Annotated in this window: 10 protein-coding genes and 1 tRNA gene; 1 reads left to right on the forward strand and 10 read right to left on the reverse strand. The window is 71.5% G+C overall.

Going from position 1 to position 11995, the window contains the following annotated elements; all coding sequences use genetic code 11:
* Positions 1 to 82: 82 nt before the first annotated feature.
* The 10 genes from FBY41_RS24135 to FBY41_RS04120 all read right to left on the reverse strand — a co-directional run bounded on the left by FBY41_RS24135 (position 83) and on the right by FBY41_RS04120 (position 11012).
* Positions 83 to 1624, reverse strand: a complete 1542-nt coding sequence (locus FBY41_RS24135; RefSeq protein WP_311769353.1) for a M28 family metallopeptidase — start codon at positions 1622 to 1624, stop codon at positions 83 to 85.
* 164 nt (positions 1625 to 1788) lie between these two features.
* Entirely contained in the window at positions 1789 to 2892 is a 1104-nt protein-coding gene (locus FBY41_RS04080) for a cation diffusion facilitator family transporter (RefSeq protein ID WP_141842093.1), read from the reverse strand.
* Positions 2889 to 3275 (reverse strand): ArsR/SmtB family transcription factor, encoded by a 387-nt coding sequence (locus FBY41_RS04085; protein WP_260439545.1) that lies wholly within the window; start codon positions 3273 to 3275, stop codon positions 2889 to 2891. Before FBY41_RS04085 ends, FBY41_RS04080 begins: the two co-directional genes overlap by 4 nt.
* A 97-nt stretch (positions 3276 to 3372) precedes the next feature.
* Positions 3373 to 3446, reverse strand: a tRNA-Thr gene (locus tag FBY41_RS04090).
* A gap of 110 nt (positions 3447 to 3556) precedes the next feature.
* The gene (locus FBY41_RS04095; protein WP_141842094.1) at positions 3557 to 5326 is read right to left on the reverse strand and encodes an alpha/beta hydrolase; all 1770 of its coding nucleotides are present in this window, start codon (positions 5324 to 5326) and stop codon (positions 3557 to 3559) included.
* Positions 5320 to 6873: an alpha/beta hydrolase gene (locus FBY41_RS04100; protein WP_141842095.1), complete on the reverse strand. Its 1554-nt coding sequence runs from the start codon at positions 6871 to 6873 to the stop codon at positions 5320 to 5322. Before FBY41_RS04100 ends, FBY41_RS04095 begins: the two co-directional genes overlap by 7 nt.
* Positions 6874 to 6968: 95 nt before the next feature.
* The gene (locus FBY41_RS04105) at positions 6969 to 8129 is read right to left on the reverse strand and encodes a DNA polymerase III subunit delta' (protein WP_141842096.1); all 1161 of its coding nucleotides are present in this window, start codon (positions 8127 to 8129) and stop codon (positions 6969 to 6971) included.
* A complete protein-coding gene (gene tmk, locus FBY41_RS04110; RefSeq protein WP_141842097.1) occupies positions 8126 to 8869 on the reverse strand; it encodes a dTMP kinase in 744 nt (247 codons plus the stop codon). Before tmk ends, FBY41_RS04105 begins: the two co-directional genes overlap by 4 nt.
* A gap of 291 nt (positions 8870 to 9160) precedes the next feature.
* Positions 9161 to 10195, reverse strand: coding sequence for an aspartate-semialdehyde dehydrogenase (locus FBY41_RS04115; protein ID WP_141842098.1), 1035 nt, complete (start codon positions 10193 to 10195; stop codon positions 9161 to 9163).
* A 58-nt stretch (positions 10196 to 10253) separates the two neighbouring features.
* On the reverse strand, positions 10254 to 11012 hold the full coding sequence (locus tag FBY41_RS04120) for a MerR family transcriptional regulator (RefSeq protein ID WP_141843120.1): 759 nt from the start codon (positions 11010 to 11012) through the stop codon (positions 10254 to 10256).
* 169 nt (positions 11013 to 11181) lie between these two features.
* Between FBY41_RS04120 and ddaH the strand changes: the two genes are divergently transcribed.
* A complete protein-coding gene (gene ddaH, locus FBY41_RS04125; protein ID WP_141842099.1) occupies positions 11182 to 11952 on the forward strand; it encodes a dimethylargininase in 771 nt (256 codons plus the stop codon).
* The last annotated feature ends 43 nt before the right edge of the window (positions 11953 to 11995 follow it).

Here is an 11995-nt window from a genome sequence, read left to right on the forward strand (position 1 = left end):
GATGCGAGGTGACCCGGCGGCATACTGCTGCGGGACGACTGGGGGTGACGGTTACCGTGAAGCGGTCACCTGAGGGGACGGGTCAGCTGGCGTCCTCGTGGTCCTCGTGGAGGCCGCCGCCCTCACCGCCGGCGGCGACACCGGCCATGACCTTCGCCGGGTCGAGCAGCGGGGCCTGCACGAAGTCACGACGGCTGTAGGTCAGCACGGCGTGCGCGACGGCGTCGCTCATCTCGTCGAGGCCGGTCTGATTGACGTTCGTGAACGCGTCGCAGAAGAGGTGGTAGCACTTGTCGTAGGGCTGCCCTGCCTGGCCGCCGTAGACCTCGGCCTCCTTGGCCGTCTTCGTGCCCTCGGCGCCGGTGAAGAGGCCACCGGCGGGGATTCCCTTGGCGATGAAGGGCCCGTAGTCGGACCGACCGCTGAACGGCGTCTCGGAGCTCGCGAGTCCGACGGCGTCGAAGTAGCGGTGGAAGGCGTCCTCGATGGCTCCGGATCCTGCCGGGCCGACGGCCGCACCCGGACCGACCGGGAAGGCGGAGTTGTCGCCGTCGTAGACGAAGCGGACGTAGTTCGGCGAGCCGATCATGTCGAAGTTGAGGTTGAGCGCGATCTTGTCGAGCTCTGCCTGCGACAGCGAGCCGACGTAGTGGTTCGAGCCGAGCAGGCCGAACTCCTCGGCGCCCCACCAGGCGAAGCGGACCTTGCTCGTCGGGGTGCGCTCCTGGGCGGCGAACGTCTCGGCGACCTCGAGGATCGTCGCGGAGCCGCTGCCGTTGTCGTTGATGCCGGGACCTCGGGGCACGCTGTCGAGGTGCGCGCCCACGACGACGACGTTGTTCGGGTCGCCGCCCGGGGTCTCGGCGATGACGTTGTACGTCGTGCGGGTCTCGTTGACGCGCTCGACCTTGACCCGCGCCGTCGTCCCCGGCGAGAGCATCCCCTGCCCCGTCGCCGTCGTCGTGCCGACCACCGGAACCGTGATGCCGGGTGCCCCGAGCGTGCCGGAGAGCCCACCCGTGGTGTTGTTGTAGATGATGACGCCGAGGGCCCCGGCGGCTGAGGCGTGGGCGGCCTTGATGGCGAAGCTGCAGCTGCCACGCTGGAGCAACGCGATGGTGCCGGCCGGGAAGCCAGCGAACTCGGCCGCCGTGCAGCCTGCGGCAGCGCTGCCCGTGGACACCGGCGTCACGGCAGCCGTGACGTCACCGTTGCCGCTGTACGTCATGGACGAGAAGTCCACTCCGTCGACGAAGGTCGCCGGGTTTGGTGAGATGCGCTGGAGCACGGCCGGCGACACGTCAGCGTTGTAGGGGAACGCGAAGGGCTGGACCGTGACGTCGAGACCGGCCGCCTCTGCCTTGCTCTTCACGTAGTCCACCGAGGCGTCGAACTTCGGCGTGCCAGAGACGCGGTTGCCCCCGGCGGCGATGGCCTCGAAGGCCTTGAGGTGCTCGTTGATCCCTGCGGTGGTGACCGCCTTGCGGAATCCCTTCGTCAGCGCGATCTCGCTCGTGTCGTTGCCGGACGGCGCTGCCGTGGCCTGGGGCGCGAGCCCCGCGGCGAGCAGCGCGGCAGCCGCGACGGCGGCCCCGGCGGACACGATGCGCGTGCGTGAGTGCATGCTCATCTCCTCTGTCTGACCTGCAGGGCATGACGCCGGTCGTGCTGTGTGAGTTGCTGCAGGCGGTGGGTGGTGCGGACTCTCCCCCGAGCGTCGTTCGGCACTCAGAGGCTAAACGCGAACCACTCCCCGCGCGAGAGGTGGACGGCGAGAAATTCCGTCGGTCAGGGGCGGGCGAGCGCCTCCTCCCCGGCGTGCTCCGGGTAGGCGTGGACGACGGCCGAGGTGAGTCTCGGCGTCGTGCGCACGAGCTCGGCCTCCGCGCTGTGCGCGAGGGCGTGCGCCTCGATGAGGCCGGTCGTCGCCGCCACGTCGAGCTCCGCCTCGGCGTGCATCGCGTGCCCGATCCAGCGCATGCGCACGCTGCGCACGGCGAGGACACCGGGCAGGTCGGCGAGCGTGGACTCGGCCCGCTCGACGAGCTCGGGCTCGACGCCGTCCATGAGGCGGCGGAAGACGTCGCGGGCCGCGGTGCGCAGCACCATGAGGATGGCGAGGGTGATGGCGAGGCCGACGACCGGGTCAGCCCAGGTCCAGCCGATGGCCACGCCGCCGGCCCCGACGAGCACCGCCAGCGACGTGAACCCATCGGTGCGGGCGTGGTGGCCGTCGGCCACGAGCGCGGCCGACCCGATCGCGCGTCCCTCCCGGATCCGGAAGGCCGCCACCGTCTCGTTGCCGATGAAACCGAGGAGACCGGCGAGCGCCACCCACCCGACGTTGTCGACGGGGGCGGGGTTCAGCAACCGGTCGATGGCCTCCCACGCCGCGAGCACCGCGGAGAGGGCGATCATGGCGATGACGAAGAGCCCCGCGAGGTCCTCCGCCCGCCCGTAGCCGTAGGTGTAGCGCCGCGTCGCGGCTCGCCGGCCGACGACGAAGGTGATCCACAGCGGCACGGCGGTGAGGGCGTCGGAGAAGTTGTGGATGGTGTCGGCGAGCAGGGCCACCGAACCCGACGCCGCGACGACGACGAGCTGCGCAACCGCGGTGACCCCGAGGACGACGAGGCTGATCTTGACCGCTCGGATGCCACGGGCGCTCGTCTCGAGAGCGGAGTCGATGGAGTCGGCGGCGTCGTGCGAGTGCGGCGCCAGGGCGTGCCGGATCGTCCCCCAGAAGCCGTGCGAGTGGTGGTGGCTGTCGTGGTGGTCGTGGTGGTCGTGGTGGTCGTGGTGGTCGCGCTCGTGGTCGTCGTGGTCGTGCTCGTGGTCGTCGTGGTCGTGCTCGTGGTCGTGGCCGTGCTGGCCTCGCGAGGACGCGGTCACTGCGCGCCCTCCGCGCTCATCGGGGTGACCGACGAGCCCGCAGCGGCTCGGTGGTGTGCCGGTATGCCGTCCGAGGCGTGCTCCGCGTTGTGGATCGCGTCGCGGACGAGACCCGCGACGTGGTCGTTCTCGACCCGGTAGAAGACGTGGGTCCCCTTGCGCCGGGTCCGCACCATCCGGGCCATCCGCAGCTTCGCGAGGTGCTGCGAGACTGCCGGCGCGGGCTTGCCCAGGGCCTCGGCCAGCTCGCCCACCGACAGCTCGGCGTCGCTCAACGCCCACAGCAACCGGATGCGGGTGCCGTCCGCGAGCATGCGGAACATCTCGACGGCGAGCTCGACCTGATCGTCCGGGACGATCGGTACCTGCATATCTGCCTTCATGCGCAGATAATACCTACGACGCCCGGCTCAGGGCGCTCGACCGGGGAACAGAAAGGCCCCCGCCTCTGACGAGACGGGGGCTTGACCTGCTGTACGGAGCCGCTTGTCGGAATCGAACCGACGACCTATTCATTACGAGTGAATCGCTCTGGCCGACTGAGCTAAAGCGGCGAGTGACGGCCGTGCCAGAGGCACGATCGAGCACGGTGGTTGAGTATACGCACGACCCCAACCGGGAGAAAAATCGCGCTCGCGCGGGCTGCGTCCGCCCCACACCGCCCTCAGCAGGCATCGCCGTCGGGGGGCACCTTTCCCTCGATGAGGTAGGCGTCGACAGCGGCGTCGACGCAGTCGCTGCCGGCGAAGTAGGTGCCGTGGCCGTCGTGGTCGGAGGTCAGCAGGACGCCTGATGCGAGGTCGCTCGCGAGCTGCTTCGTTCCGCCGATCGGGGTCGCGGGGTCGCGTTCGTTGCCGATGACGAGGATGGGTGCGGCCCCGACGGCCAGGGTGGCGCCCTTGGGCGTGCGTCCCGCCGTCGGCCAGGCCTTGCAGTTGTCGTAGAGCTCGCCCGTCATGCGGGCCCACAACGGGTGGGCCGCCTTCGCCTTGGCGCGCGCGGCCTCGAGGGCCGGGGTCGCCGGCGTCCGCGGCCAGTCGGCGCAGCGGACGGGCAGCATCGCCTGGAGGTACGTCGAGTCGGCGTACTGCCCCGACGTGTTGCGCTCGACGACGGACATGCCCTTGGCAAGCAGGATGTCGCCCCTGCCGGTGAAGGCCTGGGCCAGCCCCTTGTTGAGCGTCGGCCACGACTGCGACGAGTAGAGGCACATGAAGATCGCGAAGCCGACCCAGCCCTCCCCGATGCGCTGCAGACCCGGCTTGCCCGTCGTCAGGCCGTTCTTCTCGACCGCGTCGAGCAGGGCGACGATCTTGCCGCGGGCGGCCGCCTTGTCGGGCCCGAGGGCGCAGTCGGAGCGCGCGACGCACCAGGAGATGAAGGCATCGATGGATGACTCGAAGCCCTGGATGTCGTAGGTCATCTCCTGCTGCTCGGTCTGGTTCGGCGACATCGCGGAGTCGAGGACCATCCGGCCCACCTTCGTCGGGAAGGTGTCGGCGTAGATCGCCCCGAGGAAGGTGCCGTAAGACCCCCCGAAGAAGTTGAGCTTCGGGTCGCCGACGAGGACGCGCAGGATGTCCATGTCTCGGGCCACCTCGGTCGTGCTGAGGTGTCGAGCGCGCTCACCTCCTCGCCTCGCGCAGTCGGTCGTGATGCGGTCGGACTCCGAGAGCAGCGTCGAGCGCTCGGCGGGGGTGTCGGGCGTGGGATCGACGCTGAAGAGGCGGTCCAGGTCGGCGTTGCTCAGGCACCGCACCGGCGAGGACTGGCCGATGCCGCGCGGGTCGAACCCGACGATGTCGTATGCCGCTCGCAGCTCGGGCGTGAACGCGAAGGACGACAGCTGGGCGTACTGCACGCCAGACGCGCCCGGGCCGCCGGGGTTGACGAGCAGGGAGCCGAGGCGCTTGCCGGGGTCGGTGGCCGGCGCCTTGCGGACCGCCAGGGTGAAGCGGTCGCCGCCCGGCTTCGCGTAGTCGACCGGCACCTCGATCGTGGCGCACTCGTGGTCGGAGGCGTCGCCGCACGACGTCCAGTTCACCTGCTGCGTGTAGTAGGCGGCGAGCGCGGCCGGGTAGTCGGTGTCGGCCGGTGCCGTCGAGGCGGGTCCCGAGGGCGCGGTCGCCGTGGGAGCCGGTGCACCCGGCGCGATCGGGGTGGCCGGTGCTCCGGAGCCCGTCTGCGACCACGCGTCACCGGCGACGGGCTCGGACGAGCGGAAGAGACCCCAGACGGCGAGGAGCGTCGCCGCGAGCAGGGCGATGATGGCGACCGCCGCGACGACCTTGCGCAGCGTGCCGCTCATCAGTCCGTCGGGTCCCGGCCGCTCCGGCGCGCTCGGGCTGCGGGGCGCGAGCTCCGGCGGGAGGGCGGCATACGGGCTCGGCTGCGGCTCGGGGAGGTCCTCGGGGCGGGGTTCGTCGTTCAGCACGTGAGTCCGTCCTTCGGCACGCGGCCCTGCACGTAGTACGCGTCGATGGCGCTGTCGACGCAGTCGTTGCTGCGGCGGTATGCCGTGTGGCCGTCGCCGTCGTAGGAGAGCAGCACGGCGTTGGAGAGCTGGTCCTTGAGCCGCTTCGACCACTCGTAGATCGTCGCGGGGTCACGGGTCGTGCCGACGACGACGATCGGGCCGCTGCCCGCGGCGCTGATCTTGTGCGGTCCGGAACCCTCCTTGGCCGGCCAGATGCCGCACGCCAGCCCGCCCCACGCGAGGGCCTCGCCCCACGTCGGGGCCACCTCGGTGAACGTGTCGGCGTACCCGCGGTAGGTCGCGAGGTCGGGGCTGTCGGGACGGTCGAGGCAGTTCACCGCGGGCAGCACCTCCATGATGTTGCTCGAGTAGGTGCCGTTCGGCTCCCGGCCCGCGTAGGCGTTCGCGAAGGCCATCAGCCCTGCGCCGTTGCCGGCCTTGGCCTCACGCAGGGCGTCGGTCAACGCCCCCCACGAGCTCTGGTCGTACATCGCCTGGCCGAGCCCCCACGACGCCCAGGCCTCGTTCATCTGCGGGACGTTGGGGTCGCCGGTGGGGATGGGGGTGCGGTCGACGTCGGCGAGGAAGCTGCGGATCCACGCCATGCCCTCGTCGACCGAGGACCCGAGCGGGCAGTCGCCCTGGGCGACGCAGTCGGCGACGTAGGTGCGGGTCGCGAGCTCGAAACCGCGGGCCTGGCCCTCGGACAGCTCGGCGTTCGTGAGGTCCGGGGGCACGACCCCGTCGAGGACGAAGCGGCCGACGCGCTTGGGGAAGAGGCCGGCATACGTCGAGCCGAGGAAGGTGCCGTAGGACTTGCCGAGGTAGTTGAGCTGGCTGTCACCGAGGGCGGCCCGCAGGACGTCCATGTCCTTGGCCGAGTCGGCCGTGGACAGGTGCGGCAGGAGGGTCGGGTTCTTCGCCTCGCAGGCGTCTGCGAGGGTGCGGGCCTGCGCGAGCAGGTCCTGCTCCTCGGCCGCGTCGTCGGGGGTCTGGTCGGCCCCCATGTAGGCGTCGAGCTGCCGGTCGGAGAGGCAGTCGAGCGGGGCGGAGCGGCCGACACCGCGCGGGTCGAAGCCGACGACGTCGAAGTAGCGCCGGACCTGCGTGCCCACGATGGCATCGGCGGCAGCGGCGTAGTCCATCGCCGAGGCGCCGGGGCCGCCGGGGTTGACGACGAGCGAGCCGATGCGGCCCTGCTGGTCCTTGGCGGGCACGCGGAGCACCTTGAGCGTGAGGTCGGTCGACGGGTCGGGATTGGCGTAGTCGAGCGGCACGCGCAGGTCGGCGCACTCGTCGGCTCCGTTGCACGGCGACCAGGTGAGCTTCTGCGCGTAGTAGCCGTCGAGCGAGGCGGACGGGGCAGCCGTCGCGGGCGGCACACCGGTCGCGCCGGTCGTCGGAACGGGCGCCTCGGAGCTCGAGCACCCCGCCGTCAGCAGGAGCCCGAGCACCGCAGTCGTCGCGGTGAGGGCTCGGGCGATGGCGGCGAGGGGCGTCGTCATGCGGGAAACGGTAACCCGACAACCTGCGCGCGACCGATCTCGCACCGGGGTCGTGACCGACCTGAGGCCGAGGCGGCCCGGTCGCGTGGCAGGTCTCACATGCCGAGGTCGCGGGGCATCCGCAGCTGGAGAGCCATCGCCTCGAGCGCGAGCAGCGGCGGCACGTTGGCGTTGATGCGGTCGCGGGCCTCGGTGATGGCGTCCATCGCGCCGAGCAGCTGCTCGGCGCTGAAGACGCTCGCGAGACCGCGGACCTTGTCCATCGCGTCGGGGTTGACGAGGTCGACGTCGGAGCCGAGGCGCACCACGAGGGCATCGCGATAGACCGAGGCGAGGTCGATGAGGGCGCGGTCGACGACGTCGCGGCCGTGGCGGGTGGCCCGCGTCTTCTGCTCCTTCTCGAGAGCGGCGATCTGCGACCGGATGTGCGGCGGCTGCGTGCGCGCCGTCGGGTCGGCGCCGAGGGTCTCGAGCAGCCGTGCCCGCTCGGCGGCGTCGCGCTCGGTCGCCGAGGCGCTCGACTCCTCGTCGGCGATCTGCGCGAGGTCGGCGGCGGCGCCGATCGCGTCACCGACTCCGACGATCTTCGTCGCCATGGCCACGACGTCACGCCGGCGGATGCGGGCCTGCTCGTCACGGGCAAGGCGACGTGCGAGACCGATGTGCGACTGGGCGGCTCGCGCGGCGTGCAGCGCCATGGCCGGGTCGACGCCGTCGCGGCGCTGGAGCAGGTCGGCGACCGCCTCGACCGGGGGTGTGCGCAGCCGAACGTGCCGCGACCGGGAGCGGATCGTGACGATGACGTCCTCGAGGCTGGGCGCACAGAGCATCCAGACGGTGCGCGGCGTCGGCTCCTCGAGCGCCTTGAGCAGCGCGTCGGCCGGGGCGTCAGTGTAGGAGGTGAGGCGGTCGGCGTCCTCGATGATGATGATGCGCCAGCGCCCCACCGAGGGGCGCAGGGCCGCCTCCTGCACGAGGGCGCGGGCCTCGGCGACCTTGATCGAGAGACCCTCGGTGGCGACGACGTTGACGTCGGCGTGGGTGCCGTCGAGGGCGGTGCGGCACTCGACGCACTCACCACACCCACCCCTCGGGCACTGCAGCGCCGCCGCGAAGGCCCGGGCAGCCGTCGACCGGCCGCTGCCCGGCGGTCCGGTGAAGAGCCACGCGTGCGTCATCGCGGAGTCGTCGCGCACCGCGCGCGAGAGGGTCTCGACGGTCGGCTCCTGGCCGACGAGGTCGCGCCAGACCGTCATGCTCCGCCTCCCCCGGCGGCCGGGGGCTGCTGGGCCGCCCCGCCCTGCTCGGCGCGCTCGACCTGCTCGACCTGCTCGACCTGCTCGACCTGCTCGACGGCGGCGGCGACCACGGCGCGGATCTGCTCGACCGGCAGAGCCGCGTCGACGACGAGGTAGCGGTGAGGGTCCTGCGCAGCGAGGTCGAGGAAGCCCTGGCGCACAGCGGCATGGAAGGCGTCGGCCTCGGACTCGAGCCGGTCGTGGAGGTCACCGCGCCGGGACCGGCCGACCGCGGGAGAGACGTCGAGCACGATGGTGAGGTCGGGCAGCACGCCGCCGACGGCCCAGTGCTGCAGCGCCCTGATCTCGTCGGCGCCGAGGTCGCGACCGGCGCCCTGGTAGGCGATCGAGCTGTCGGTGTAGCGGTCGGTGATGACGACCTTGCCGGCGGCGAGCGCCGGGGCGATGAGCTGGTCGACGTGGTGCGCCTTGTCGGCCGCGAAGAGCAGCGCCTCGGCGCGGGCCGACACGTGGTCGCCGTGGAGCACGAGCTGGCGGATCTGCGAGCCGAGTGGTGTGCCGCCCGGCTGTCGGGTGACGACGACCTCGCGGCCGCGGCGCTCGAGGGCCTCGGCGAGCAGGCGCACCTGGGTCGACTTGCCGGCCCCGTCGCCGCCCTCGAAGCAGACGAAGAGCCCGGGCGCCGTCGTGGCGCGCGGCGTCGCCTCCTCGAGCGTTGCGGCGAAGTCCTCGGTCACGCGGCGAGCCTATGCGACCCCGGTGACGCCCACTCCCCGCTGCCCACCGGCAGGGCGCCACCCACCACGACACACCCCGCAGACTGATCCGCAGACTGATCCGCAGACAGATCGCCCACGCAGTTCAATCTGCGGATCAGTCTGCAGTTGGTGTCGCCAGAGCAGCAGCGGGCGCCGACTGATGCGCAGTCAGATCCCTCCAGCATCACGCTGCGGATCAGTCTGCAGTTGGTGCCGTCAGAGCAGCAGCAGACGCAGACTGATCCGCAGACAGATCGCCTCGGTCAGCCGTCAGCGACGCTTCAGCAGCTCTTCGGCGATCTGGACGGCGTTGAGGGCCGCGCCCTTGCGCAGGTTGTCGCCGACGACGAAGAGCACGAGGCCCTTGCCCTCGGGCGCCGCCTGGTCGGCGCGCACCCGCCCGACGTAGACCTCGTCGCGGCCGGCCGCCTCGAGCGGGTTGGGCACGTCGGTGACGACGACCCCGGGCGCGTTCTTCAGCAGGTCGAGCGCCTCCTCGGGCGAGATGTCCTCGGCGAACTCGGCGTGGATGGCGAGGCTGTGCCCCGTGAAGACCGGGACGCGCACGCAGGTGCCCGAGACCCGCAGGTCGGGGGCGTGCAGGATCTTGCGCGACTCGTTGCGCAGCTTCTGCTCCTCGTCCGTCTCCAGCGAGCCGTCGTCGACGACCGACCCCGCGAGGGGCACGACGTTGAAGCCGACGGGCACGGCATACAGCTGCGCCTCGGGCACGGCCACCGCGCGCCCGTCGAGGGCGAGCCCGGTGGGGTCGCCTGCGGCATACGCGCCCTGGAGCTGGCGGTCGAGCTCTCGGACGCCGGCGCCACCGGAGCCGCTGACCGCCTGGTAGCTCGAGACGTGCAGCCGCACGAGGCCGGCGCGCTCGTGGAGCGGCTTGAGCACCGGCATCGCGGCCATCGTCGTGCAGTTGGGGTTGGCGACGATGCCCTTGGGGATGTCGTCGAGGTCGGCGGCGTTGACCTCAGAGACGACGAGCGGGACCTCGGGGTCCTTGCGCCAGGCGCTCGAGTTGTCGATGACGGTTGCGCCGGCCGCGGCCACCCTGGGCGCGAGCTCGCGGCTCGCGGCGCCGCCGTTGGAGAAGAGCGCGATGTCGATGCCGGAGAAGTCCGCGGTCGCCGAGTCCTCGACGGTGATCTCCTCGCCCTTGAACGGCAGCGTCGTGCCCGCCGACCGCGCCGACGCGAAGAAGCGCACCTGCGTGACCGGGAAGGCGCGCTCCTCGAGAAGGGCGCGCATGACCCCGCCGACCTGACCCGTTGCACCGAAGACTCCGACTCGCATGGCCCAAGGTTAGGACGGCTGCGGCCCCCTCCCCCACCACGTCCACACTCCGAGTCGCTCAGGCGTGCCGGTCGGCGTTCGCGTGGATCGCGTCACGGACGTATGCCGCGAGGCCGGGTGCGAGGTCCTCGTACGTCTTCGTGAAGCGGGGGTCCGCGACGTACATGTCGGCGAGGCCGCGGTGGACGTCGTGCGACAGGTCGTAGAAACGCCGCTCGATGTGGAGCCGGTGGGCCTCGGCAGCGTCCATCGCCGCCTCCCCCGTCGCCGGCTCACCCGACTCGAGCGCGGCGACGAAGGCGGCGTTGACCGCCTCCATCTCCGCCTTGACCTCGGCCCAGTCGGCCGGGGTGTAGCGGCTCGTGCGCGCGGCCGACTGCTTCCACGCGTCGGTCTCACCCCACCGCTCCTGCGCCTCCTGCTGGTAGTCGTCGCTGAAGCCGTCGCCGAAGAGCTCCTTGAGCTCGGCGGTCGTGGCGGGTCGTTCGTCCATCTCTCTCTCCAGTGCTCGGTCGATGGCCACGACGAGCTCGGTGAGCTCGTCGAACCGCTGCATGACCACCTCGCGCTGACGGCGCAGGTGCACGTCGGGGTCCTCGTCGCCGTCGAGCAGGCTCGCGATCTCGTCGAGCGGGAGCTCGAGCCGGCGGTAGACGACGATCTGCTGGAGACGGCGGAGGTCCTCGTCGGTGTAGAGGCGGTAGCCCGCGGCCGAGCGCTCGCTCGGCACGAGCAGGCCGATCTCGTCGTAGTGGTGCAGCGTGCGCACCGTCACGCCGAAGACGTCGGCCACCTGCCCCACCGTCCAGGTGGTCATCTCCTGCATCCTCCGCTCCGTGCTGGTCATGTCACCGAGGGTCGCGCCTCACGCAGCGTGAGGGTCAAGTCCCTTTCGGCACAAGCCTTTGCTGCCGTATGCCGCCGCCCTCCTCACACGGTAGGCGCCGGGGACGCGGCCGCCCGGCCAGTCACCCTAGAGTGAGCGCGTGCATCGTCGCCTCGCCCTCGTCCGCCGACCCTCGCCCCGTCTGGCGGACGGGCTCGTGACCCACATCGCGCGCTCCGGCGCCGTCGACCCGGGCCTGGCCCTGCGCCAGTGGCAGGAGTACATCGACGTCCTCCAGCGGCGCGGCTGGTCGGTGATCGAGGCACCTCCCGTCGACGACTGCCCCGACGGCGTCTTCATCGAGGACCAGGTCGTCGTGCACGGCGACGTCGCCGTGCTGTGCCGCTCGGGCGCACCGGAGCGGCGGGCCGAGCGGGTGGGTGTGCGCGAGGCCGTGGAGTCGCAGGGCTACCGCGTCAGCGAGATCGAGGCTCCCGGGACTCTCGACGGCGGAGACGTCCTGAAGCACGGTCGCACGGTCTGGGTGGGCGTCGGCGGGCGGTCGAACACGTCCGGTGTCGACCAGCTGCGGACCGCGCTCGAGGGACACCGGGTCGAGGTCGTGCCCGTGCCGGTGACGAAGGTGCTCCACCTCAAGTCGGCCGTGACGGCGCTGCCCGACGGAAGCATCATCGGCTACCCACCGCTCGTGGACGACCCGACGGTGTGGGACCGATTCCTCGCTGTGCCAGAGGAATCCGGCGCGCACGTCGTTCTGCTCGGCGGGGCGTCAGTGCTCCTGTCCGCCGCTGCACCGCGCACCGCGCAGCTGCTCGAGGAGCGTGGCCTCGACGTGACGACGGTCGACATCTCGGAGTTCGAGAAGGTCGAGGGCTGCGTCACCTGCCTGTCGGTGAGGCTTCGCGGCTGAGCGATCTCTGTTACGGTCGTTAAGCAACTGAGCAATCAGGTTA

It is taken from the genome of Humibacillus xanthopallidus (assembly GCF_006716675.1).
In the GTDB taxonomy this organism is placed as follows: Bacteria; Actinomycetota; Actinomycetes; order Actinomycetales; family Dermatophilaceae; genus Humibacillus; species Humibacillus xanthopallidus_B.